This window comes from Nonomuraea aurantiaca (genome assembly GCF_020215705.1).
In the GTDB taxonomy this organism is placed as follows: Bacteria; Actinomycetota; Actinomycetes; order Streptosporangiales; family Streptosporangiaceae; genus Nonomuraea; species Nonomuraea aurantiaca.
In genome coordinates this window covers 13,261-37,824 of the sequence record NZ_JAIWNB010000002.1, presented here as the reverse complement: position 1 = coordinate 37,824, position 24,564 = coordinate 13,261, and the positions used below count along the sequence as shown (strand labels likewise).

20 protein-coding genes and 1 pseudogene are annotated in these 24,564 nt (G+C 69.8%); 12 read left to right on the top strand and 9 right to left on the bottom strand.

The features are described 5' to 3' along the window. Positions 1-67: 67 nt before the first annotated feature. Together LDL49_RS05925 and LDL49_RS05920 are read right to left on the bottom strand one after the other, a co-directional pair. Positions 68-1,843, bottom strand: a complete 1,776-nt coding sequence (locus LDL49_RS05925; RefSeq protein ID WP_225289896.1) for an FG-GAP repeat domain-containing protein — start codon at positions 1,841-1,843, stop codon at positions 68-70. Between the two features lie 61 nt (positions 1,844-1,904). Next, positions 1,905-3,623: a CHAP domain-containing protein gene (locus LDL49_RS05920; protein WP_225289895.1), complete on the bottom strand. Its 1,719-nt coding sequence runs from the start codon at positions 3,621-3,623 to the stop codon at positions 1,905-1,907. 172 nt (positions 3,624-3,795) lie between these two features. Here LDL49_RS05920 and LDL49_RS05915 point away from each other — a divergent pair, with 172 nt between their 5' ends. The 5 genes from LDL49_RS05915 to LDL49_RS05895 all read left to right on the top strand — a co-directional run bounded on the left by LDL49_RS05915 (position 3,796) and on the right by LDL49_RS05895 (position 11,331). After that, positions 3,796-6,804: an AfsR/SARP family transcriptional regulator gene (locus tag LDL49_RS05915; protein ID WP_225289894.1), complete on the top strand. Its 3,009-nt coding sequence runs from the start codon at positions 3,796-3,798 to the stop codon at positions 6,802-6,804. 85 nt (positions 6,805-6,889) lie between these two features. Beyond that, entirely contained in the window at positions 6,890-7,555 is a 666-nt protein-coding gene (locus LDL49_RS05910; RefSeq protein ID WP_225289893.1) for a M15 family metallopeptidase, read from the top strand. Positions 7,556-7,945: 390 nt separating this feature from the next. Continuing rightward, the gene (gene pafA, locus LDL49_RS05905; protein WP_225289892.1) at positions 7,946-9,304 is read left to right on the top strand and encodes a Pup--protein ligase; all 1,359 of its coding nucleotides are present in this window, start codon (positions 7,946-7,948) and stop codon (positions 9,302-9,304) included. 139 nt (positions 9,305-9,443) lie between these two features. After that, entirely contained in the window at positions 9,444-10,703 is a 1,260-nt protein-coding gene (locus LDL49_RS05900; RefSeq protein ID WP_225289891.1) for an ROK family transcriptional regulator, read from the top strand. 196 nt (positions 10,704-10,899) lie between these two features. Continuing rightward, positions 10,900-11,331 (top strand): SRPBCC family protein, encoded by a 432-nt coding sequence (locus LDL49_RS05895; protein WP_225289890.1) that lies wholly within the window; start codon positions 10,900-10,902, stop codon positions 11,329-11,331. 425 nt (positions 11,332-11,756) lie between these two features. Here the strand turns inward: LDL49_RS05895 and LDL49_RS05890 are convergent, their stop codons facing one another. After that, positions 11,757-12,227 (bottom strand): zinc-binding dehydrogenase, encoded by a 471-nt coding sequence (locus tag LDL49_RS05890; RefSeq protein WP_225289889.1) that lies wholly within the window; start codon positions 12,225-12,227, stop codon positions 11,757-11,759. Here LDL49_RS05890 and LDL49_RS05885 point away from each other — a divergent pair. From LDL49_RS05885 to LDL49_RS05855, 7 genes and pseudogenes are all read left to right on the top strand, one after another. Beyond that, positions 12,186-12,398, top strand: coding sequence for a hypothetical protein (locus LDL49_RS05885; protein ID WP_372470343.1), 213 nt, complete (start codon positions 12,186-12,188; stop codon positions 12,396-12,398). The two genes, LDL49_RS05890 and LDL49_RS05885, sit on opposite strands and share 42 nt — an antisense overlap. Before the next feature lie 21 nt (positions 12,399-12,419). Continuing rightward, positions 12,420-12,539, top strand: a pseudogene (locus tag LDL49_RS59070) (integrase core domain-containing protein); the annotation flags it as partial. A 565-nt stretch (positions 12,540-13,104) separates the two neighbouring features. Further along, positions 13,105-13,497, top strand: coding sequence for a hydroxyphenylacetyl-CoA thioesterase PaaI (gene paaI, locus LDL49_RS05875; RefSeq protein WP_225289887.1), 393 nt, complete (start codon positions 13,105-13,107; stop codon positions 13,495-13,497). 18 nt (positions 13,498-13,515) lie between these two features. After that, entirely contained in the window at positions 13,516-14,496 is a 981-nt protein-coding gene (locus LDL49_RS05870; RefSeq protein WP_225289886.1) for an ATP-grasp domain-containing protein, read from the top strand. Then, positions 14,489-15,700, top strand: a complete 1,212-nt coding sequence (locus LDL49_RS05865) for a phenylacetate--CoA ligase family protein (RefSeq protein ID WP_225289885.1) — start codon at positions 14,489-14,491, stop codon at positions 15,698-15,700. Before LDL49_RS05870 ends, LDL49_RS05865 begins: the two co-directional genes overlap by 8 nt. Continuing rightward, the gene (locus tag LDL49_RS05860) at positions 15,697-16,953 is read left to right on the top strand and encodes an MFS transporter (protein WP_225289884.1); all 1,257 of its coding nucleotides are present in this window, start codon (positions 15,697-15,699) and stop codon (positions 16,951-16,953) included. The genes LDL49_RS05865 and LDL49_RS05860 overlap by 4 nt, the downstream gene beginning before the upstream one ends. Beyond that, positions 16,950-17,789 carry an SDR family NAD(P)-dependent oxidoreductase gene (locus tag LDL49_RS05855; RefSeq protein WP_225289883.1) on the top strand — a complete coding sequence of 280 codons (840 nt, stop codon included), beginning with the start codon at positions 16,950-16,952 and terminating at the stop codon, positions 17,787-17,789. The genes LDL49_RS05860 and LDL49_RS05855 overlap by 4 nt, the downstream gene beginning before the upstream one ends. Positions 17,790-17,847: 58 nt before the next feature. Here the strand turns inward: LDL49_RS05855 and LDL49_RS05850 are convergent, their stop codons facing one another. Genes LDL49_RS05850 through LDL49_RS05825 form a run of 6 tightly spaced genes read right to left on the bottom strand, consistent with a single transcriptional unit; the run spans position 17,848 to position 24,559 of the window. After that, entirely contained in the window at positions 17,848-18,630 is a 783-nt protein-coding gene (locus tag LDL49_RS05850; RefSeq protein ID WP_225289882.1) for a DUF3050 domain-containing protein, read from the bottom strand. Next, positions 18,631-19,980: a KamA family radical SAM protein gene (locus LDL49_RS05845; RefSeq protein ID WP_225289881.1), complete on the bottom strand. Its 1,350-nt coding sequence runs from the start codon at positions 19,978-19,980 to the stop codon at positions 18,631-18,633. It lies immediately after the preceding gene. Further along, complete coding sequence (locus LDL49_RS05840; RefSeq protein WP_225289880.1) at positions 19,977-21,656, bottom strand: class I adenylate-forming enzyme family protein; 1,680 nt, start codon at positions 21,654-21,656, stop codon at positions 19,977-19,979. The genes LDL49_RS05845 and LDL49_RS05840 overlap by 4 nt, the downstream gene beginning before the upstream one ends. Beyond that, positions 21,653-22,981 (bottom strand): flavin monoamine oxidase family protein, encoded by a 1,329-nt coding sequence (locus LDL49_RS05835; RefSeq protein ID WP_225289879.1) that lies wholly within the window; start codon positions 22,979-22,981, stop codon positions 21,653-21,655. Before LDL49_RS05835 ends, LDL49_RS05840 begins: the two co-directional genes overlap by 4 nt. Beyond that, positions 22,978-23,190 (bottom strand): acyl carrier protein, encoded by a 213-nt coding sequence (locus LDL49_RS05830; protein ID WP_225289878.1) that lies wholly within the window; start codon positions 23,188-23,190, stop codon positions 22,978-22,980. Before LDL49_RS05830 ends, LDL49_RS05835 begins: the two co-directional genes overlap by 4 nt. Further along, complete coding sequence (locus tag LDL49_RS05825) at positions 23,180-24,559, bottom strand: amino acid adenylation domain-containing protein (RefSeq protein WP_225289877.1); 1,380 nt, start codon at positions 24,557-24,559, stop codon at positions 23,180-23,182. Before LDL49_RS05825 ends, LDL49_RS05830 begins: the two co-directional genes overlap by 11 nt. Positions 24,560-24,564 lie beyond the last annotated feature (5 nt).

Below are 24,564 nucleotides of genomic sequence, written 5' to 3'. Positions count from 1 at the left end.
GCGTCCATGACAGTCGACCGCCGCGATGATCGGTGATCATCGCGGCGGTCGCAGCCGGCTCGTACGATCAGACTGGCTTGGTACGGAACTGGTCCCAGTTGCCCGCCCCCGAGTCCCAGGTGTTGGTGGGCGGGTTGAAGCCGCCACCGGCCTTGGCGGTCCAGATCCACAGGGCCGTCCGAGCCCCCGGGTAGTCGTAGAAGGTGCCGATGTCTCCGAGGCCGTCGCCGTTGAAGTCACCCGCGACGGGCTTGGCGCGCGACTGCTCGAAGTTGCCCGCCCCCGAGTCCCAGGTGTTGGTGGGCGGGTTGAAGCCGCCACCGGCCTTGGCGGTCCAGATCCACAGGGCCGTCCGGGCCCCCGGGTAGTCGTAGAAGGTGCCGAGGTCTCCGAGGCCGTCGCCGTTGAAGTCACCCGCGACGGGCTTGGCGCGCGACTGCTCGAAGTTGCCCGCACCGGAGTCCCACGTGTTGGTGGGTGCGTTGAAGCCGCCACCGGCCTTGGCAGTCCAGACCCACAGGGCCGTTCGAGCCCCCGGGTAGTCGTAGAAGGTCCCGACGTCTCCGAGGCCGTCGCCGTTGAAGTCGCCTGTGACGGGCTTGGCGCGCGGCTGCTCGAAGTTGCCCGCCCCGGAGTCCCAGGCGTTGACCGGTGCGTTGAAGCCACCACCAGCCTTGGCAGTCCAGACCCACAGGGCCGTCCGAGCCCCCGGGTAGTCGTAGAAGGTCCCGACGTCTCCGAGGCCGTCGCCGTTGAAGTCGCCCGCGACCGGCTTGGCGCGCGGCTGCTCGAAGTTGCCCGCCCCCGAGTCCCAGGCATTGACCGGCGCATTGAAGCCACCACCAGCCTTGGCAGTCCAGACCCACAGAGCCGTCCGAGCCCCCGGATAGTCGTAGAAACCGCCGACATCCCCGAGCCCATCACCGTTGAAGTCACCCGCGACCGGCTTGACGCGCGACTGCTCGAAGTTGCCCGCACCCGAGTCCCACGTACTGACCGGCGCGTTGAAGCCGCCACCGGCCTTGGCCGACCACACGAACAGAACCGTCCGAGCCCCCGGATAGTCGTAGAACGCGGCCACGTCTTCCAGACCGTCACCGTTGAAGTCCGACTTCACCTCCGAGGCACCGGAGGGAGGGTCCGTCGACGGTGTCGTCCCCGCACTCCACAGAGCGTCGACCAGGAGCTGGGCGTCGTGGACCTCCTTGGCGTAGGCGTCCGGGACCGCCGACACCTGCACCTTCTGGCAGATGGCGCCTATGTCCCCGCTCATCCATGTGTTGTTCGGGAATTTGCGCAGCATGGCGTTGAGGAACGCGTTGGTCGCGTACACGGGATCGATCAGTTGCGCGGGAGTCCCCCAGCCCTGGGACGGACGCTGCTGGAACAATCCCAGACTGTCGTGATCGCCGGCCTCTGTGTAGTTGTGCAGGGTGCTCTCGGTGATGGCGGTGGTCACGGCGATCACCGCCGCTCGCTTGTCCAGACCTCGGCCCTTGGACGTGGCGGTGATGATCCGGGCGCACGAGACGTTGTAGGCGTTCACGCTCTTCCCCATACGCGGGCCGTTCATCTGCGGCCGGACCTGGTTGGCGATCCCAGTGTCCGCGCTGGTCTCACCGCCTGGCACGCAGGCGGTGTAGGCCAGTGACGCCGCGAGTGCCTCAGGCACCGGCTCGCCGGCCGGGCCGGGAATGCGGCTGGTGGTGGGGGCGGGGGTGGGCTCCTGTGCCGCCGCAGGGAGAGCACCACCGGCGAGGAGTCCTACGGCCAGGACGGCCGACACGCTCAGGCGGCGAACTACGGGTAAGCGCGGGGTCGCGCCGAGACGTTCGATTCTCATGATTTTCTCCAGAGGTGAGAAGTCCGCCGGCTGCGGCGCGGGCCGCAGCCGGCTCGTGCGATCAGACCGGCTTGGTACGGAACTGGTCCCAGTTGCCTGCGCCGGAGTCCCAGGTGTTCGTGGGTGCGTTGAAGCCGCTGCTGGTGTTGGCGGTCCAGACCCACAGGGCCGTCCGGCCGCCGGGGTAGTCGTAGAAGGTGCCGATGTCTCCGTGGCCGTCGCCGTTGAAGTCGCCTGTGACCGGCTTGGCACGCGGCTGCTCGAAGTTGCCCGCACCGGAGTCCCACGTGTTGGTGGGTACGTTGAAGCCGCCACCAGCCTTGGCAGTCCAGATCCACAGGGCGGTTCGGGCGCCTGAGTAGTCGTAGAAGGTGCCGACGTCGGTCAGTTTGTCGCCGTTGAAGTCACCCGCGACCGCCTTGGCGCGCGGCTGCTCGAAGTTGCCCGCACCCGAGTCCCACGTACTGACCGGCGCGTTGAAGCCACCCCCGGCCTTGGCCGACCACACGAACAGCACCGTCCGAGCCCCGGGGTAGTCGTAGAAACCGCCGACATCTCCGAGACCGTCACCGTTGAAGTCGCCCGCGACCGGCTTGAGGCGCGGCTGCTCGAAGTTGCCCGCACCGGAGTCCCACGTGTTGGTGGGTGCGTTGAAGCCGCCACCAGCCTTGGCAGTCCAGATCCACAGCGCCGTCCGGGCACCCGGATAGTCGTAGAAAGTGCCGACATCGGTCAGGCCGTCGCCGTTGAAGTCACCCGCGACCGCCTTGGCGCGCGGCTGCTCGAAATTGCCCGCGCCGGAGTCCCAGGCGTTGACCGGCGCATTGAAGCCACCACCGGCCTTGGCGGTCCAGATCCACAGAGCCGTCCGGGCGCCCGGATAGTCGTAGAAGGTGCCGACATCTCCGAGGCCGTCGCCGTTGAAGTCACCCGCGACCGCCTTGGCGCGCGGCTGCTCGAAGTTGCCCGCACCCGAGTCCCACGTACTGACCGGCGCGTTGAAGCCGCCACCGGCCTTGGCCGACCACACGAACAGCACCGTCCGAGCCCCGGGGTAGTCATAAAACGCGGCCACGTCCTCCAGACCGTCACCGTTGAAGTCGGCCCGCACGTCACTGGTGCCGCTCGCGTCGGCAGGAGTGGCGGGCGGTCCGGTCTCGGCGCCCACGGGTGCGGAATAGCCGACGATGTCGATGTTCGTGCGCGCGTAGCTGTTCTCCTTGATGCGGTTACCGCTGTTGCCCTCGATGGTGTAGACGGTGCCGGCGTTCGAGGACTTGACGATGCCGACATGGTCGATGTCGCCGCTCTGGTCCCAGTCGAAGACGACCGCGTCACCGGGCTGGGGCGCGTAACCGGTGGAACGCGCGTGCCAGGTTCCGTGCTTGGTGCCGTAGTCCTTGAAGGAGCTCGCCCAGCCGGTGAGTACGCCCCCATTCGTCTCATCGACCTCGGCGTCGGGCACTCCCGCGTTCTTCCACACGTACTTGGAGAAGTCCGCGCACCAGTCGCTGTTGCGCCACTGGACTCCGTCGCTGCTGGCGCATCCGGAGGCGGGCTTCCACGGCCGGAAGTACCCGGTGTAGTAGTTGCAGCCGCTGCCCGCCGGATCCTCGTGGTTGCGTGAGGCATTGCCGAGCTGGCTTTGAGCGACGGAGACGATGCCGGCGCGGGAGACGGCGGCCGCGGGCGCGGCGGTCAGGGCGATCAATCCCGTACCTGCGAGGGCGGTGACGACGGCCGCGCCGCTGAGGCGGCGAAGAAGGGTTGAGGTGGTCATTATGGTCCTCTCGGAGCAGTGGTGCGCCTTCGTGACAAAGGCTGAAATGGGCGGCTCCAAGTTCTCTGCAAACGGGCTCCAGCGACTTCTGTAGCGGCGCGGGTTCCGTTGGAGAGGGCGCGGTGCTATCACTGCGGTACAAGGTCAAATCCCGGGGGTCCGAGGGGGATTGATGGAGTTTCGTCTGCTCGGTCCCGTCGAAGCCTGGGACGGCGGGCGGTGCCTGCCGCTGGGCGGCCCAAAACCTCGTGCGCTCCTGACCGTTCTGCTGCTGGCCGCCGGAAAGGTGGTCTCCAGCGACCGGCTGGTGGACGTGCTGTGGGGCGAGGATCCGCCGAAGAGCGCCCACGCGCTCGTCCAGACCTACGTCTACGGACTGCGCCGCACGCTGGCCGAGGGCGGCGGCGAGCCGGTGATCGAGACCCGGCCACCCGGCTACGCCGCCCTGCTCCGGCCCGGCCAGCTCGACGTGGAGGCGTTCGAGCAGTTGGTGGCCGACGGCCGCCGTCACGCGTCGGACGGCGGTCACGAGCGCGCGGCCGAGAGCCTGCGCGCGGCGCTGGCGCTGTGGCGGGGAACGGCGCTCGGCGGGATCGGCCACGCGCTGCGCGGCGAGGCGGCGCGGCTGGAGGAGACCAGACTGCTCGTCCTGGAGGAGCGCCTCGACGCCGAGCTGGCGCTGGGCAGGCACGCGGAAGTGGTCGGCGAGCTGACCGAGCTGGTCCGCGCCCACCCCGCCCGCGAACGCCCGCGCGCCCAGCTCATGAAGGCCCTCTACCGGCTGGGCCGCCAGACCGACGCGATGGCCGCCTATCACGAGGCCAGGCAGGCGCTCGCCGACGAACTGGGCGTCGATCCCGGGCCGGAGCTGCAGGAGTTGTACGAGGCCGTGCTCCGCGCGGATCCCTCCCTGACCCCGGCAGCGTCCCCTCCCCCGCCCCCGCAGGCCGAACCCGAGGCGGTACCCGCGCATCTGCCTCGCGGCATCGCCGACTTCACCGGCAGGGACAAGGAGCTCGGCGAGCTGGCCGCGCTGCTCACCGCGCCCAGCGACACGCTGACGGTGTGCGTCATCTCCGGCAAGGGCGGGGTGGGCAAGTCGGCGCTCGCGGTGAAGGTCGCCCACCAGGTGACCCCGGCCTACCCCGACGGGCAGCTCTACGCCGACCTGCGCGGCGTCACCGGCTCGCCCGCACCCGCGCTGGAGGTGCTCGGGCGTTTCCTGCGGGCGCTCGGCGTGCCGCCGACGGCCGTCCCGGCGACCGTGCCCGAGTGCGTCGACGCCTACCGCAGCGCCCTGTCCGGCCGCCGGCTGCTCGTGGTGCTCGACGACGCGGGCACCGAGCAGCAGGTACGCCCCCTCCTACCGGGCAGCCCCACCTGCGCCGTACTGATCACGGCCCGGCGCAGGCTCGCCGGCCTGGACGGGGTGAAGGTGAGCGACCTCGACGTCTTCGACACCGAGGCGGGCGTGGACCTGCTCGCCCGTATCGCCGGTACTGAGCGGGTACATGCGGAGAACGAGGCGAGTGAGCGTATCGTCCGGCTCTGCGGCCACCTGCCGCTCGCGCTGCGCACGGCGGGCGCGCGGCTGGCGGCCCGCCCGCACTGGCCGCTCGCGACGCTGGCCACGCGCCTGGCCGACGAGCGCCGCCGCCTGGACGAGCTCACCGCCGGCGACCTGGAGGTACGGGCGAGCGTCGGGCTGAGCTACCGAGGGCTCGACGACGCGGCGAAACGGGCGTTCCGGCTGCTCGGGCTGCTGGGAGTGCCCGATTTCGCGTCCTGGGTGATGGGGGCGCTCCTGAACGTACCGGATGCCGAAGGCGAGGAGGTCGTCGAGCGCCTGCTGGACGCGCAGCTCCTCGACCACATCGCCGTGGACCCGGCCGGCCAGAGCCGCTACCGGCTGCACGATCTGCTGCGCGTGTACGCGGCCGAGCGGGCCGAGGCGGAGGAACCGCCCGAGGAGCGCGCGGCGGCAGTGACCCGGGCCCTGGGCGGATGGCTGTGGCTGCTCACGAGCGCCGCCGCCGCTCAGCCGCCCGGCTCGCTGGCCCTGCGGCGCGAGTACGCCATGGCCAGGCCGGTCGGCTCGGACGTCACCGACGGGGCGGCCGGAGACTTCCTGATGTGGTTCAACGCGGAGAGTCCCGCCCTGGTCGTGGCGGTCGAACGGGCGGCCGCCATGGGTCTGCACGAGGTGGCCTGCGAGGTGGCCGCCGCCCTGTGCTCCTCGTCGTTCTCCTTGGACACCCGCTTCGAGGAGTGGCGGCGTACCCATGAGTCGGCGCTGGCGGCGGCCCGGCGCGCGGGTGACCCGCTGGCGGAGGCCACGCTGCTGGTGGGGCTCGGCCAGCTCCGCTACCGCCAGGACCGCTACCGCGAGGCGCGGGCCTTCTTCCACCAGGCGCTTCCGCTGCTGCGCGCGGGCGGTGACACGCGCGGGCAGGCGGTGGCCGTGGCCGGCATCGGCACCGCCTGCCGGGAGCAGGGCGACCTGGTCGAGGCGCTGGTCCATCTGCGGCAGGCGGGCGAGGCCTTCCGCTCGCTCGGCGATGACGCCGGGGTGGGCGACGTCAGCCGGCTGGCCGGGTCGGTGCTGCTCGAACAGGGCGAGTTCGAAGCGGCACGCGCGCTGCTCGACGACGCGCTGGCCGCCTTCCGCCGGCTGGGCAGCAGGCGCGGCGAGGCCATCACGCTGCGGACCATCGGGCTGCTGCATCGGGCCGTCGGCGAGCTGGACCGCGCGGAGGCGCTGTGCGCGCGGGCGGTCGTCCTGCTGCGCGAGGCCGGCGACCCGCTCATGGCCGCGTACGCCGTGCAGGCCCTGGCCAAGACCCGGATCCGGCTCGGTGTCGACGACGCCGCGATCCTGCCCGAACTCCTCGACGCGCTGCGGATGTGCGGGCGGCACGGCGACAGGTTCGGCACGGCGCTCGTCGAGCGGACCATCGGCGAACTGCACCTGGCCCGTGGCCGCTACGACCTGGCCGAGGAGCATCTCGGCCGGTCCATCGCGCTGTGGGGGCAGCTGGACCTGCCGTTGTTCCGGGCGCGCACCTTGAGGGACCTGGCCGCCGTACGCGAGGCGACCGGAGACGGGCCGACGGCGGCGTCCATGCGGGCCGCGGCCATCGCCGTCTTCGCCGAGTTCGGCACCCGCGAGCAGGGTGAGTGACCCTCTTTAGTGCGTTCTTGGAGAGGATTTCTAGCGCCGCCACCGACCATTCTCCTTGACCAGCCCCCTCCCTAAGGAGAACGTCGTGCCGGACATCGTGCTCATGTCGGACCCGCAGGTCGCCAAGATTCCGGTAGAGGATCGCGGCGAGCCGCTGGTGGACCTGCGAACCGTACCCGGTCTGCGAGTGGACGATCGCCAGGCCGATCCCGAAGGCGCGTACGCCCACGTCCGCCGTGGGCATGTCGAACGCCTCCTGCGTGCCCAAGCGGGCCTTCCCGACGGTCTGCGGCTGCTCATCGTGGAGGCGTACCGGCCGCCCGCGCTGCAGGAGCAGTATTTCTCGTCGTACGCGGCCAAGCTCGCCGAGGCCAACCCGGACTGGCCGGAGGAGCACGTCTACGTGCAGGCCAGCCGTTCCCTGGCCCCGCCGCACATCGGCCCGCACGTCTGCGGCGCGGCCGTCGACCTCACCCTGTGCACCGAATCCGGCAAGGAGCTGGACATGGGAACGGAGGTGAACGCGAGCCCCGAGGAGAGCGATGACGGCTGTTACACGGCAGCGGCCAACATTTCCGCTCGGGCTCGCTCGAACCGTGGCATTCTCGGCGGCGTCCTGAGCGAAGCCGGTTTCGTGAACTATCCGACGGAATGGTGGCACTGGTCGTACGGCGACCGCTATTGGGCGCTGTGCACCGGCGCTCCCGCGGCCCTGCACGCCCTGATCGACTGGCCGCTCCCAGCCGGTTGATTCAGTACGGACGCGTAGGCGGCTTCCGGCATTCTGTTCAACCACGAGAGCCCGCGTACCCGCCTGCCGCAGCTCGCCGGCGAACGGTGCTTGACCTGGGCGAATGGGCATGCCGAGTAAGCGAGGCGTGTGCCTACGGCCGGCTCTGGCGTTTCCGCAGGTCAGACGTTTCCGCCGAGGTTGGCAGCGCCTCTGTCTTTGCTCCAAGTCCCGGTGTATGTCCGCACCGGGAAACCAACATCATTGTTCATGATCGGGTGCCATTTTCAAGTGCCTGTATGACTGCCGGCTGCGGAGCCCGGGTGCCGGCCCGTGCGCGGCGAATAAAGGGATCCATTCCCAATCGAGATCATCCCCGCCATCGGCGCGAGGGGAGAATAGTGTGAGGTAATGGATCGTCGCATCTTTGGCGTGGAGACCGAGTACGGCGCCACGTGCACGTTCCGGGGGCAGCGCAGGCTGTCCCCGGACGAGGTGGCCCGGTATCTGTTCCGGGGGGTCGTGTCCTGGGGCCGGTCGAGCAACGTGTTCCTGCGCAACGGCGCCCGTCTGTATCTGGACGTCGGCAGCCATCCCGAGTACGCCACGCCCGAGTGCGACAACCTGGTCGAGCTGGTCACGCATGACAAGGCCGGGGAGCGCATTCTGGAGGGCCTGCTCGTGGACGCCGAGAAGCGGCTGCGCGAGGAGGGCATCGCCGGCGACGTCTACCTGTTCAAGAACAACACCGACTCGGCCGGCAACTCCTACGGCTGTCACGAGAACTACTGTGTGGGCCGGCACGGCGAGTTCGGGACGCTGGCCGACGTGCTGATCCCGTTTCTGGTCACCCGGCAGATCATCTGCGGGGCGGGCAAGGTGCTGCAGACCCCGCGCGGAGCGGTGTACTGCGTATCGCAGCGCGCCGAGCACATCTGGGAGGGCGTGTCGTCGGCGACCACCCGGTCCCGGCCGATCATCAACACCCGGGACGAGCCACACGGCGACGCCGAGCGCTTCCGCCGGCTGCACGTGATCGTCGGCGACGCGAACATGAGCGAAACCACGATGCTGCTCAAGGTCGGCGCGACCGACCTGGTGCTGCGTATGGTCGAGGCCGGGATCGCGATGCGCGACCTGAGCCTGGAGAACCCCATCCGGGCGATCCGTGAGGTCTCCCACGACATGACCGGGCGGCGGCGGATCCGCCTGGCCAACGGGCGGGAGGCGTCGTCGCTGGAGATCCAGCAGGATTATTTCGGCAAGGCCAAGGACTTCGTGGACCGGCACGGCGGCGACCCGATCACCCGCAGGGTGCTGGATCTGTGGGAGCGCACGCTGCGCGCGGTGGAGACCGGGGACCTGGACCTGGCGTCCCGCGAGATCGACTGGGTGATCAAGTACCAGCTGATCGAGCGTTACCGCAAGAAGTACGACCTGCCGCTGTCGTCTCCGCGGGTGGCGCAGCTCGACCTGGCCTACCATGACGTGCACCGCAAGCGAGGGCTGTTCTACCTGCTGCAGCGGCGCGGGGCCGTGGAGCGGGTGACCTCCGACATCAAGATCTTCGAGGCGAAGTCGGTACCTCCGCAGACCACCCGGGCGCGACTGCGCGGCGAGTTCATCCGCAAGGCGCAGGAGAAGCGGCGCGACTTCACCGTGGACTGGGTACACCTGAAGCTGAACGACCAGGCGCAGCGGACCGTGCTGTGCAAGGACCCGTTCCGCAGCGTCGACGAGCGGGTGGACAAGCTCATCGCCGACATGTGACCGAGCAGAGCGAGGGAAGGTTTTTGATTTCGCTCTTTTACCGGAAGATCTCCTCGTACTGTTCGGACTGGAAGGGACGAGATCTCCCGTGGACCCCGATACTGTGGAAATGGAGTGAAACAGCCGGGAGACTCGGGTCATGAAGATCACAAAGCCCGGTGCGCCTAATGAGGAGTTCCGCCGGAGGAACCTCGGGGCGTTACTACGCCATGTCCACCTGAACGGTCCGACTTCGCGTGCCGCGCTCGGTGAGAAGCTGGGGCTGAACCGCAGTACGATCATGGGACTGACCGCCGAACTTGCCGTACTGGGCGTGGTCGAGGAAAGGCTTCCCGAAGACACCCACAGAGCGGGCAGACCGTCCCTGGTGGTCAGCCCGGACACTGACCGCGTATTCGTGCTCGCCTTTGATGTGGCGGTGGACCGGCTGCTGGCCGCGCGAGTGGGCCTGGGCGGCGTGATACTCGATCGCCGCGAGGCCGTGCGCCAACGCAAATACCCCGACCTGGACGATGTCGTCGGAACTCTCGCCGAGTTCGCCCGCCAACTGCTCCGCGACGTTCCCAGCGATGCCGTGTGCGTCGGCATTGGCGCGTCGTTCTGCGGCATGATCCGACCGGCGGACGGCACGGTGCGATTCGGCCCCAACACCGGCTGGGTGGATCAGGCGTTCGGGCCGGAACTTGAGCGCCGTCTGGCCCTGGGCCTGCCGGTGCGAGTCGGCAACGAGGCCCACCTGGGCGCGGTCGCGGAGAACCAGAGGGGTGCCGGGATCGGGTTCCGGAATCTCATCTATCTGCACGGCGATGTCGGCGTGGGCGGCGGCATCATCGTCGACGGCAAACGCCTGGACGGCAATGACGGCTACGCCGCCGAGGCCGGCCATATGATCGTGAACGCACATGACGGGCGGCCGTGCGGGTGCGGTTCGCGCGGCTGCCTGGAAGCGGAGGTCGGGGAGGACGCCCTGCTCAGCGCGGCCAACTGGCCCCCTGGGTTAATCGGGCGTGACGCGGTGGCCTCCGTGGTACATGCCGCCGAGCGAGGCGACGAATCCGCCAGGGCGGCACTGACCCATGTGGGCGATTGGCTGGGTGTCGGGGTCGCCAATCTGATCAACCTGTTCAACCCGGGTGTCGTGGTCTTCGGCGGGATACTGCGCGATGTTTACCGAGGGGCATCAGCACAGGTGGGGAATCGCATCGCGGCCAATGTATTGCCAGTCTCGCGCGAACGAGTGAAACTGCGGATCGCGGCGCTGGGAGATGACACTACGCTTGTCGGCGGGGCGGAGCTGGGGTTCGCCGAGCTGCTGGAGAATCCGGTCGAGGTCGTCAGCAGAGGATATCGTCGCCAGGTTGACGCCAGCACGAAATCACCGGCTACAGAACTTTCTTGAGTGTCGCCGCTCTACCTCCGGACGGAGGCGCCGTGGAACGGAACCGACAACCGCAAGAACAATTCCGTCAAGCATAAGGCACACGGCCTGGCGGGCGGAGCCGCAGCCGCTCGGCATATCACGAAAACGATATTGCGGCGCGGGCAGTCGCCCTGCGCGGCGCTCTACTCCATTCTGTGAAGAAGGCAGGCATCTGATGCAGCTCAACTCGTCCATCGTCGTCCCGCAGGATATTCGGCAGGTGTGGCGCTTCCTCGGTGATCCGCTGACCGCGCCCCGCTGGGACCGCAGTATCGCGGAGGTGGTCCCGCTGTCGACCGCGCCAGTCGGTGTGGGATACGAGGCGATGACCGTCGCTCCGTCGGGCAAACGCCAGCGGTTCCGCATCACCAAGTACGACGCCGAGCGGGAATTGGCCTTCGTGCTGCTGGAGTCCCGCCTGTTCCGGCGGGCCGAACTCAGCTTCCGGCTCGATCTCGTACCGGACGGGACCCGAATCCTCCACCGGATCGAACTGGATCTACGTAGCCCGCTGCTCGCTCCCGTATTGCGGCTGACGACCCCGAACGCCCTCGGCACCGACATGGAATATCTGCGGGGAGCGCTGGCCAGGGACACTGACGACTGACAGTCAACCCCTTTCGGGAGCCACCGGCCAGCGCCGCTCCCGCTACCGAGGCATCAAGAAGCCCGACTCGAACCAGCCCTGACCGCCTGAAGCGAGTTGACCAGCTATGACCGCCGCCGGCTACCGGGCCGAACACCGGCGGCCCGCCTCCACCGCGCTCATGGCCTCGACCACCCGCGCGGCCCTGAGCCGGACGCGCACGGACGCCGTAGCCGAGGGCCCCGGCCTGATCGAGAGCATGCGTGCTGCCACCCCGCCACCCGGCGAGCTAACTAGGCCTGCCACCGAGGTCCGCGCCGACACCGACGACCTCCCGCGCGCCTCGCGCAGCGCCGCCGGGCAACGCAACATCCGCCAAGCCCAGGCCACACGCCGCCAGGCGCTCGACGCCACGGCCCGGAGCCGGCCCAGCATGGCTCGGTGCGTCACAAATCGAGGACTGCTTTTCCCGCGACGCGGCGGGCGAGCAGGGCATCGGCCGCCTCCATCGTCTTGTCCCACGGCCCGCGCCAGCCGACCTGCGCATCCAACTCGCCGGCCGTCAGCAGCCCGACGAGGTGAGCAAGGTCGCCACCGAACGGCGTAGTCACGTTGAAGTTCTCGATCCGGCCCCGTGCCGATCGCGTGCCCGCCAGCTCGAAGTCGATGACCGTGGCCTCGCGGGCCGCCCGTCCGATGGCCATGACCACGCCGTCGTCCTCCAGTCGATAGAACGCCTGCGCAAGCTGCCGCCCGCCTACACTGTCCAGCACGCCGTACACGCGGCCCTCCAGATTCTCCGGACCGATGACGACGGCTGGTCCATCGCCGGCCATCTGCGCACCGAGCTGATCAGCGGCGCGCTGACGGCGGCGGTGCGGGCCCGTGGCGGCCGCGTCACCGACGTGATCTTCCATGCCGACCGGGGCTGTCAATACACCTCGGCCGAGTTCGCCAAGCTGTGCGCCGCCAACGGCATCCGCCGATCGAGCGGAAGGACCGGGACGTGCCTGGACAACGCGCTCGCCGAAGCGTTCAACGCCACCCTCAAACGCGAACTGCTGCACGGCAAGGGCAAGCGCCGCTAGAACGACGAGGCGGAGGCCCGCACGGACATCTTCCGCTGGATCGCTCGCTACAACCACCGTCGACGGCACTCAGCGATCGGAAACCTTCCCCCGGCCGTCTATGAAGATCGGCTTGCTGGAATGACCGCACTGGCTGCATGAAACCGGGTGTCCACACCCCGGGGGGAACGCGACGTTATCGGCCGTTGGTCTGCCTGACCGCGACCAAGGTATGCAGTCGCGGTCATGCGGAAAGTCGTCCCAGTTCGTATGCGGCCCCGAGAACGACACCGCCTTCGTCGACGCCGCCGACCGCACGACCGGCTGCGAGGCCATTACCCGTCCGTAACAGGGCGGCGGTAAGGCTGCTGTCCTGCGGCGGGATGAGGAAACGGAAGTCGCGCTGGCGCCTCACCCCTGTTGTCGTCGGCACGGATCTGTTGTGGGCCGGCAAGCGGGTGCAGATCCCTCCTTCGGTGGGTGTGCTGCGGCGGGACAGATCGAGAGCGAGTGCGATCGGAGGCGATCGGCCGGCCCATCAGGTTCCAGGAGCTGAACAACCGCCAGACCCACAAGCTATGGGGATCAGGGGGACGGGCGGCCGAGGATATCGACCTTGAGCTCTACGTCCAGTCGGAATTCGTGCAGGTGCCTGCTCCGCTTGGGGCCAACGCATTCACATCGGATTGGCAGTGAATTCGAAGAGGCGGTGACTACCGTCCCGACAATGACGAACGAGCTGTTCGCCAGGGACCAGACCTGCCGATCGCTGGGCATCGACCTGGCAAGCGCCGCCGACGGGCGGGCGACCGTGTCCATGCGGGTGACCCAGGACATGGTCAACGGGCACGGCATCACCCACGGCGGCTACCTGTTCCTGCTGGCCGACGCCGCGTTCGCCGTCGCCAGCAACGTTCATGGCCTGATCGCGCTCGCGCAGACGGCGCAGATCACGTTCCTGCGCCCGGTCCAGGTCGGCGAGACGCTGCTCGCCGAGGCGAGCGAGCGTACGCGGCTGGGCCGCAACGGCGTTTACGACGTGACGATCCGCCGGCCCGACGGCAAGGTCGTCGCGGAGTTCCGCGGTCACAGCGTATTGGTCAGCCAGTTGCCGCAATAAACCCCCTGGAGTCGCCAAGTGAATTCGCTGCGCCGAATGGTCTGGGTCTTCCCGGACCGCGAGTCGAGCAGAGCCGTGCCGAAATGGAGGAGGAGCTTCTGGGACGCCTATGAGGAGGTGGCCGAGGGGCTCGGGATGAGCTGGGTCTCGCACCCGCCCGAGGACATCGCGGTGGACGGGGACGGCCCTCGCGTCTTCGTGGCCGGCGAGCAGGTCACGCCCGAGGACACGCTGTTCGTGACCTCGCTGTACAGCATGCCGTACCAGGCGATGGACGTCTTCAACCAGTACGCGATCTACGCCGTGCTGGAGCAGGGCGGCTTCTACCTGCCCAACCCGCCCGGCCTGTCGCCGATCGTCAACGACAAGCTGGCCACGATCCTCTACCTGCGTGACTGCCCCATCCCGCCGATCCCGACCGTGCGTGTCGGCACCGGCCGCGACCTGGTCCTGCGCCTGTATGAGCCGGCGCTGGAGCGGATGACGTTCCCCGCCATCGTCAAGCCGGTCGGCTGGTGCGCCGGGTGGGGCATCAGCATGGCGCACAACGCCGAGGACCTGCGGGGCCTGCTCAGCCTGGCACAGGGCGGCGAGACGGCGCTGGCGGTCCAGCCGTACCTGGGCGCCGAGACCATCGACTACAGGGTCTTCATGATCGACGGGAAGCCGCACACGACGGCCACGCGCACCCCGCTGCCCGGCGCATACGTGGCCAACACCGGCAGGGGCGGCCGGCAGAGGTACGTGGACCTGCCGCCCGAGCTCGAGGACGCCCTGGAGTACGTCGCCAAGAAGGTCCCGGTCCCTTTCCTCTGTGTCGACTTCCTGTTCGACGGCGAGAAGTACTGGCTGTCGGAGATCGAGCCAGACGGCGCCATCGTCTGCCCCGACCACGATTCCGAGTCCGTGATCGCGCGGCAGCGGTCGATCATCGAGGCGCGGTTCCGCGCGTACCGCCGCGCCCACTCCGAATGGCTCAAGGAGGCGGCTCATGTCTGAATTCCTACTATCCACCTCCGACCTGACCGAGGCGGACCGGGCCAGGACGCGGGCGCTGCTCGACCGCCTGCGCTCGGTCCCCGCCCTGGCGGACCGCTACGCCGGCGTCGAGGCCATCGACACGCTCGACGACCTGGCCAAGGCGCCGGTCATGCTCAAGGATGATCTCCAGGTCGCCCTGGCCCACCTGAGGCCGAGGGCCGAGCAGGGCACGACGTGGGTGTTCCAGAGCGGCGGCAGCACCGGCTCGCCGCAGGTCGGGTACGCCCCCACCGGCCTGTACATGGACGAGGTCCACGCGCACTGGAAGGCCCTGACCGCGGACGACGTCTTCGTCAACGGCTGGAGCGCCGGGAAGATGTGGGGCGCCCATTTCCTGGCCAACTCCTACGCCGACCACGCCGGGTGCGTCGCGATGAACCTCGGCGCCATGGCAAAGGACGAGTACGACCCGTGGCTGGAGTTCTTCAGGACCCGCAAGGTGACCGCGTTCGGCGGCACGCCCAGCGTGTTGCGGCTGGTGTTCGGCCACGCGCGTGAGGCCGGTGTCAAGCTGCCCGACCTGCGCTCGGTGTTGTGGCTGGGCGAGGGATGGGACCCGCAGCTCGGCGAGGACCTGGCCGCCGTTGCGGTGAACGCGCGGCGCTGGGGGATGTTCGGCAGCACCGAGACCTGGGTCGTGGCCACCAACACGCCGGACTGCGCGGCCGACACCTGGCACCCGCTGCCCTCCCAGCTCGTGTGCGTGGGCGAGGACGAGATGCTCGACTTCACCACGCTGAACCCGCGGGGGCTCAACCCGATCCTGCGCTACCGCACCGGTGACGCGGGCCGGATCGTCACCTGTACCTGCGGAGACAGGGCCCTGCAGGTACTGGGCCGCCGTGACGGGCTGATCAAGTACCGGGGCCACCTGGTCAACGTGGCCGACCTCGTCAGGGACGTCGGGACGATCCCGGGCGTGGCCAGGGCGCAGCTCGTGGTGACCGGCAACGACCTGCTCGAAGTGCTGGTGCTGCCGGCGGGCGAGGCCGGTGGGCGCCTGGCCGCTGACGTCAGGGAGCACATCGTCGGTTCCGCGTTCGGCCCCAGCATCGTCTTCCAGCGCAACCCGCACGCGCTGGAGGTGCGCGTGGTCGACGCGCTGATCGGCAACGACAGGACCGGCAAGATCCCGGATCTCGTCACCCGGCACGACGGATGAGCAAGGGACTGGGCCGGGACTTCAACCTCCTCTGGGCCGGGCAGACCGTCAGCAACCTGGGCGACCGCGTCACGCTGTTCGTGATCCCCACCGTGCTGGTGTTCCTGCTGGGCGCGTCGGCCTTCGAGGTGGGGCTGATCAGCACCGCCCAATACCTGGCCATCCCGGTGCTGAGCCTGGCCGCCGGGGCGCTGGCCGACCGGTGGGACCTGCGGCGGATGCTCATCGCCTGCGACCTGGTCAGGTTCGCGGCGATCGTCATCATCCCGATCGCCTACTGGCAGGGCTTCCTGTCGGTGCCGCTGCTGTTCGTGTGCGTGGCGGTGATCAGCGCCGCGACCGTGTTCTTCAACATCGGCTACATGCCCGCCATCGCCGCCACGGTGGAGTCCCGCGAGCTGGTGCGCGGCAACTCGCGCATGGAGGCCAGCAGGACCGCGTCCGAGCTGGGCGGGCCCGCGATCGCCGGCGGCCTGTACCAGGTGCTCGGGGTGGCGGCGCTGCTGGTGGACGCGGTCAGCTTCCTGTTCTCCGCCGCGGCGATCCGCTCGATGCGGCCCTTCGGCGAGCGTACGGCCGAGCGGCGGCGGATCCTGTCGCGGGCCATGGCCGGCGTGCGCATGAACTGGATGGACCCGATCCTGCGACGCAGCACGGCGGGCACGCTCCTGGCGAACATCGGCGGCCCCATCTTCGTCACCCAGATGCCGGTGCTCGCCTACCAGGGACTGCACCTGTCGGCCGGGCTCTTCGGCACGGTCATGTCGGTCGCGGCGGTCGGCGCCGTACTCGGAGCGCTGGTCGCGCCCAAGGTCAGCGGCCGTGTGGGCTCCGGGCGGATGCTGGCGATCTCGATGGTCGCCCACTCCTTGTCGGGGCTCGGGCTGCTGGCCGTGCCGACGTTCCCGCCCGCGATCGTGCTGGCCCTGACGCTGGCCTCGTACGGGTTCTTCTTCGCCTGGTACAACATCAACAGCGCGGCCGTCCGCCAGGCCAGGGTGCCCATCGGCGACCAGGCCGTCATCCACGGCGCGTACCGGACCGTGACCTGGGGCGTCATCCCGATCAGCACCCTGGCCGGCGGCTGGGCCGTGTCGTCGCTCACCGCCCAGCTGGGCGTGCTCGACGCGGCCAAGCTCACCATGCTGGCCGCCACGCTCGTCGGCGTCCTGTCCCTTGTCCCGCTGGCAGGCATGCAGCGCCTGCTCACGATCGCACCACCCATGGCAGAGCCCTCGGGGAGACCTTCATGAAGACCGTCCTTGTCACCGGAGCCTCCTCGGGGATCGGGCTGGCGACCGCGATCGCCGCCGCGCAGGCGGGGTTCACGACTCTGGGCACCGTACGGCGGCCCGACGGCGACCTTGCCCTGCGCGAGGCGGCCGAGCAGGCCGGGCTCTCGGTGGACGTGGTCAGCCTGGAGCTCACCGACCCTGAGTCGGTCCACGACTGCATCAGGTCCGTCATCGCCATGCACGGGCGGCTGGACGCGCTGGTCAACAACGCCGGGATCCTCGGCGTCAGCCACACCGTGGAGCTCAACTCGATGGAGAACCTGCGCGCCTCGATGGAGGTGAACTTCTTCGGCGCGGTGGCGATGAGCAGGGCCGCCATGCCCCACCTGCGGGCGACCGGCGGACGGCTGATCACGATCAGCAGCGTGCGCGGCGTCATCGGGCAGCCGTTCAACGAGGCGTACTCGGCGGCCAAGTTCGCGATCGAGGGGTTCATGGAGGGCCTGGCGCCGGTCGCGGCCGAGGTCGGGGTGAGCGTGTCGCTGATCGAGCCCGCGGCCGTGCTGGACACCGCGTTCATCGCCGGCTCGGGCGTCGATCCGGCGGCGATGCTGGCCATGGCCGGGCCCTATGCCGACGCGTACCGGGCGTACCGGAAATGGGTGGCGAGCAGGGCGATCGAGGGCGCGCAGGTGGCGCGGGAGGTCGCCGAGGTGGTCGTGCGGACACTGACCGACGAGCGGCCGGCGTTCCGCGTCCAGACCAGCGAGTACGGGCGCGCGTACGTGGCGCGCAAGCTCGCCGACCCTGACGGGAGCGTCATCCAGGAGCTCACCCGCTCCTGGGTCCGCTGAGCGGAAGGGCCCCGGCGACGTGATCGCCGGGGCCCTTCTCACATGGCCATCTCACAGCTCACATGGCCGCGAGGATGCCGTCCCAGAGCTTGGATCTGGCCTCAAGCGCGCCGTTGACCGTCGTCGCGCACTCCTCCCACTTGGCCTCGTCGTCCTGGCACAGGTCGGCGAGCATCTGCATGGCCATGGGGGTGTGCTCCTCGCCGTCCACCTCGATGTGCCGGGCGAGGTAGTCCACGAACGTGTCCAGCCGGCCGTCCCCGTCCGCGTTCACCTTGACGACCTGCTCGAACATGTCCGGGATCAGGTCCTCCCTGCCGAACGCGAACGCGGCGGCCTGGCAGTGCACCGGAGCCTGCTCGATCAAGCGCCAGGTCGTGCCGACGAACGCCGCCGACGGCTCCGGAACGCCCGCCGTGACCAGCGACTCGGACACGCCGTTTCCGGCCCGCAGCTCGCCGACGAACGCGTCGATGGCGGTGTGGTCCGCGCCGGCCTGCGTCATGCCTTCGAGGTAGAGTTCGAAGTGGCTGATGAAACCGCCGCGCAGTTCGTCGCTCTCCTCGACCAGCACGATGTCGTTGATCAGGCGGCGGCTGCCGGTCGGCCCGCTGGGCACCCACGGCACGCTGACGCAGGTGAGCTGCCGTTGCAGCGACTTGAGCAGCGACATGAAGTCCCACACGGCGTAGACGTGGTGCTCCATGAACGTGGTGATCGCCTCATGCGTGTCCAGCGCCGAGTAGATCGGGTGCGCGACCACCCGGTCGCGGGCCGGGGTGACGCGGGCCTTGAGCCGTTCGATTCCCGGGTGGGTGTCTTCCCAGACGTACCGAGACATTTAATGCTCCTTGTCTGGCCCGTCCGACCACCAGGCGCGGCCGGACGCGGGCAGGGTCGAGATCGGGTCGTAGTACGGGTAGCGACGGTCGGGGTCGGCGTCCGCCTCGACGGCCGTGGGGTAGTTCTTCGTCCAGTACGAGATCCCGCGTTCGCGGTCGTACGCGACGACCTGGTGCACCCAGCGTTTTCCCACGTAGGGGACGTCGCAGACGATCCTCGGCGTGGCGTAGCCGGGCAGGTAGCCCATGATCGACTCCTGGAGCCGCTGGGCCTCGTGGACGGGGATCCGCCAGTGCTCGGCGTTGGGGATCATGTCGCAGAGGTAGAAGTAGTACGGCAGGATGCCCGCCTCGCCCTGGAGCGCGAAGCAAAGGTCGAGCAGGTCGGCCTGGGTGGCGTTGACGCCGCGCATGAGCACGCCCTGGTTGCGTACGTCGCGCACCCCGGCCATGAGCATCGCCTGGGTCGCCTCGGCGACCAGCGGGGTCACCGAGCGTACGTGGTTGGCGTGCGTGTGGACGGCGAGGTTGACGCCGCGGCGCAGGGCCAGCCCGGCCACCCGGGCCATGCCCTCCCTCACGTCGGGCCGCAACCAGTGCTGCGGCAGGCCGACGAGCGACTTGGTGGCCAGCCGGATGTCCCTGACCGACTCCAGGTCCAGCAGGTGGGTCAGGAACTCCTCCAGCCGCCGCCAGGTCACGTTGGCCACGTCGCCGCCGGACACCACCACGTCGCGCACGCCCGGCGTCCGCTTGAGGTAGTCGAGCATTAGCTCCTGGCGGCTGTCCGGCCGCAGCGCGAACCTGGCCTTGTCGACCTGCGGCGTGGAGTTGCCGACCAGGTCCATCCGGGTGCAGTGCCCGCAGTACTGGGGGCACGAGGTCACCAGCTCGGCCAGGACCTTGGTGGGATAGCGGTGGGTCAGGCCCTCGGTCACCCACATCTCGGCCTCGTGCAGCGAGTCCCGCTGCGCGCGGGGGTGGCTGGGCCACTCCGGATCGCGGTCGGAGCGGATGGGCAGCATGTACCGGCGCACCGGGTCGGCGACGAACGCGTCGGTGAACGAGGCGGCGCCGCTGAACTCCAGCGGCGCCATGGTGTTGAGCATCTGCGGCGGGATCAGGGTCGACATGGTCGCGTATTCGGCCATGTCGGCGGCGAGCTCGGCGTGGAAGTTCTCGGTCAGCAGGCCGCCCACGACGGCCCGCAGCTGCCTCGGGTTCTTCACGCAATGGGCCCGCTGCCACTGGGGATCGCGCCACTGGGCCCGAGTGACGTCGCGCCAGCCGGGCAGGCGCCGCCAGTCCGGCTCGACCAGGGCGGTCCGCCCGTACTGGTACGGCTTCACTTCGTCGCGAACAGGCCCGCGAACCGGGTGCGCAGCTCGCGCTTGAGCACCTTGCCCGTAGGACCGAGCGGGAACTCCTCGACGACGATCACCTGGGCCAGCGGGGCCAGGTCGACGGCGGCGAGCTCCTTGTTGGCCTGCTCCAGGAGCCCTTCGGCGGAGGCGCCCCGCTGAAGCTGAACCACCGCGATCGGCACCTGCCCCCGCACCCCCGGGACGCCGACGACCGAGCAGTCCCTCACCACGTCGCCGCAGTCGGCGAGCAACACCTCCTCGATGGGCAGGCTGTAGACGGGTCCTGCGGCGGTGTCGATGACGTCGACCGTCCTGTCCAGGTGGTAGAAGGCGCCGTCGGCGTCCATGCGGGCCACGTCGCCCGTGAGCCAGTAGCCGTTCAGCTCGAAGCTGCTGGTCAGCCGCTGGTTCTTCCAGTAGCCGGGGGTGCGCGACGGGGTGATCACGCCCAGCAGGCCGACCGTGCCGACCGGCACCTCCTCGCCGTCCTCATCGAGCACGGCGGCCTTGATCACGGCCTCCTGCGCCTTGCCGACGCAGCGGTCGTTCCGCGGGGTCTCCGGCGTGGTGAGGCCGCCGAACAGCGCCATGCCCATCTCCGACGAACCCAGCCCGTCCACGAACTGCGAGCCCGCCTTGGGCTCCGCGTCCGCCTCATCCTTCGGCAGCAGCCATGCCTTGATCAGCCCCGGCGGCCGCTCGCCGAGCTGGACCAGCCGCCGGATGTGCCCGTAGTGCGCGGAGTCGCCGGTGTTGAACCACGAGTGCACCTTCGCCGCGCCCTTGGCCGGCGGCTCCCCCGTGGCGAGCTCCACGAACGTGCGGGGGAACGAGGCGAGCATGGTCGGCTGGAACGCCTCCATGACCGGTTCCACCGCGGTCCGCCGCCAGTCGGCCATCACGACCGTCGGCAGGCCGAGCAGGACCGCGGTCAGGAAGTAGCTGAGGCCGCCCGCGTGCGTGTGCGGCATGAGCGACATGAGCTTGTCGTACGGCTCCGCCGGGAAGCGCACCATTCGCGGCTGCTTGCCGTCCCAGAAGCTCTTGTGCCCGAGGATCGTGGACTTCGGCGTGCCGGTCGTGCCCGAGCTGTGGATGAGCGCGCACACGTCGTCCGGCTGGTGCCGGTACGGGTACTCGGCGGGCAGTTCAGTAGAGGTCCAGTCGAAGGCCTGCACCTCGGCGGCCAGCGCGATGAACCGGGGCCGGCGCTGCGGGTCCGCGCGGTAGGCCGAGGCCAGCCTGGTCGTGTCGTCGGCCACGATGCCGACCACGCCCACGTGGTTGAGGTAGCGGGCCATGACGTCGGCCCGCATCGCGTCGTTGACCATGGCCGGGATCGCGCCCAGTGCCGTGAGCGCCAGGTAGTGCAGCAGCGGCTCCAGCCCTTCGGCCACGACGATGCCCACGGGCTCGCCAGCGCGCACTCCGTTGGCCCGGTACCAGCGGGCGTACCTGTCGCGCAGCGCGACGAGGTCGAGCAGGCTGTGCCCGTCCAGCACCACCTCGCCCCGGTGATCGGTGGTGTGGCTGTAGACGAACGGCACGGTGTTGTGGGGGTTGTACCGCGCCGCGTACTCCAGAAAGTTGCCCGCGCCCAGGTCCGGCTCGGTCATGAAGCGCTCCCGCACGTCCGGCGGGGCGATGGAACTGGTGGTCATGCCACCCTCCCAATGGTGAGTATTTCTCCGGCCACCCGGTGACCCGAGCGGATCGCGCCCTCCATGAGCCCGAAGAACTCGGTGCTCGTCTCCGTGCCGGCCCAGTGCACCCGCTGGTGCGCGCTGGTCAGGTGCGGGCCGTGGCGAACCCAGTCGCCGGGGCCGAACAGGGCCGCGTAGCAGCCGCGGCTGTACTCCTCACCGACCCAGTCGGTGACGTGGAAGCCGGTCGGCGGCGGCAGCCGCGGGAACAGCCCGGCGGCCTGGGCGAGCGCCTCCGCCCGCTGCTCGGCCGCGGTCAGGGCGGCGTACCGGTGCGCCTCCCTGCCGGTGACGAACCCGGTCAGCACCCCCGCGCCCCCATCGGCGGGCGAGTCGTCCACCGTGGACAGGAGCGGTCCGCGGGAGCTGACCGACCAACCGGACAGGCCGTAGGCCCGCCAGAGCGGCTCGGGGTAGATCAGGTGCACCTTCACCGCGCAGCCGGGGGCGGTCCGGTCGCTCGATCTGCTGACGGGCAGGCCGGGCCGGTAGTCGATCCCGTCCGCCAACCTGGGCGGCAGGGCGACGACGACCGCGTCGCAGCGGAACTCCCCTTGATCCGTACGTACGCTCGCCCCGCCGGCGTCCTGGTGGATCGCGCGGACCGGCTCGGACAGGCGTACGCGGCGGCCCAGCCGGAGGGCGAGCTGCTCGCAGATCTGGTGCGCGCCGCCGTCCACGCGGTCCTGCTGCGCCCCGCCCTCGAACGCGTTGAGGTAGCGCAGGCCGCCACCCGAGCGCAGGTAGAACGCCATGTGCAGGACGGACACGTCGGCCGGGTCGGCGGCCATCATCTCGCCGAGGAACAGCGGGAAGAACAGCTTGGCGTCCGGGTGACTCAGGTGGCGCTCGGCCCACTCCCGCGCGGTGAGATCGTCGGCCGCGGCGGCCTGTGCGGTGAGCCAGGGGGCCTCGGCCCTGACCGCGGCGGTCTGCTCGTCGAGCAGGTCGAACAGCTCGCCCAGCGCCACCGCGTTGAGCGGCGGGAACCGGCCCGGGCGCGTGTCCCGGCCGTTGCCGAGCGCGAACGTGCTCTCGCCCGCCATCGTCGTCGGCGTGGTCTTCAGGCCCAGGCGGGCGAGCACGGCGTGCAGCTCGGTGTGCCGGTCGCCGAGGTAGGCGGCCCCGGCGTCCGCCCAGCTCCCCGGAGCCACCTCGACGCCGCGGGTCCTGCCGCCGACCCGGTCGCGGGCCTCCAGGACGGTCACCTCGGCGCCGGCTCGGGCGAGGTCGGCGGCGGCCGTCAGCCCGGCCAGCCCGGCTCCGGCCACGACGACCCTCATCGCAGGACCTTCTCGGCCAGCGTTCCCGGGGTGGGGGCGAGCAGGAAGTCGTCGAAGGTCAGCTCGACGCCGTACGTCCTGGCGATCGCGCTGAGCACCCTGGTGGCCAGGAGGGAGTCGCCGCCGAACGCAAAGAAATCGGACTCGGCGTCGATGTCATCGTTTTCCAGTACGCGGCGGAAGATGTCCGATACTCCGTCAACGCTCATGCGGGATCTCCTTGGTCCGGCGCCTGTCGACCTTGCCGCTCGCCGTGTAGACGAGGTCGGGGACGATGGCGATGCGGCTGGGGATGAGGTGGGCGGGCACCCGGTCGCGCAGGTAGTCGCGCAGGTCCACGCCGAGACCGGCGCTCGTGCGGGGCACCACGTACGCGGCCAGCACCGTGTGGTCGGCCATCTTCAGCCCGGTGACCGCCACCGCGCCGACCTCCGGGTGGGCCGCGATGTGCGCCTCCACCTCGGCCGGGTCCACGCGGATGCCGCGCACTTTGAGCTCGTCGTCGATCCGGCCCCGGTGCACCAGCATCCCGCCGGGCGTCCGGCCGACGCGGTCGCCGGTGCGGAAGTAGCGTTCGCCCTCGATCGTCACGAACCTGGCAGCGGTCGCCTCCGGCAGGCCGAGGTACCCGTCCGCGATCGCCTGGCCGCCGATCAGCAGCTCGCCGTCCTCGCCGATCCGCTCGGCCACGTGCGGCAGCCGCCGCCCGATCGGCACCTTCTCGTACGGGCCGTGCAGGTCGGCGGCGTGGGTGATGAGCGTGGTCTCGGTGCAGCCGTACGTGTTGAGCAGCCGTACGCGGCCGGTGTCCAAAGCGTGCCAGTCGGTGAGCCTGGCCGGGTTGGCGGCCTCGCCCCCGATGACCACCAGCCGTACGCACTCGGGCAGGCCGCTCTTCTCGTCGGCCAGGTAGGTGACCAGCTCGTGCCAGAACGCGGTGGGCAGGTTCAGCACGGTGATCCGCTCGCGTTCGACCATGCGCAGGAAGCGCGGGAATGAGCCGGAATGCGCGTCGTCGTGGAAGACCAGGCAGGCCCCACCGGTCAGCGTGGGCAGGATCTCCTCGAAGCAGGTGTCCCAGTTCAGGGAGGCGAACTGCAGGACGCGGTCCCCGGTCTCCATCGCGAACAGCTCGCGCAACGATCGTATGGTCGCCTCGATCGCCCGGTGGGACGTCATGACCGGCTTCGGCGCGCCAGTGGAACCCGAGGTGAACAGGACGTAGGCCAGCCCGGCGGGCACCTCCCGGCCCTGCAGCGGACCGCTTCCCAGCAGGAACCGGCAGCCCGCGGCGTCCAGCATGGCCCGCCGCCTCGTCTCCGGGAACGCCGGATCGACGGGACAGTACGTTCCTCCGGCCGCCCAGACGCCGAGCAGGGCCGCGACGGTACCGGCCGAGTGCGTCGCGGGGACCCCCACGACACCGGGCCCGGCGCTCCGCGCCACCTCCGACGCCAGTCTCTCCAGCTCGGCGTACGTCACCGTCGTGCCGTTGTCCACGATCGCCGGGCGCGACGGCTGCTCGCCGGCGACCTCCAGAAAGCTGCCGAACAGCCCGTGACTGCGTAAAGCGCCCATCCCCA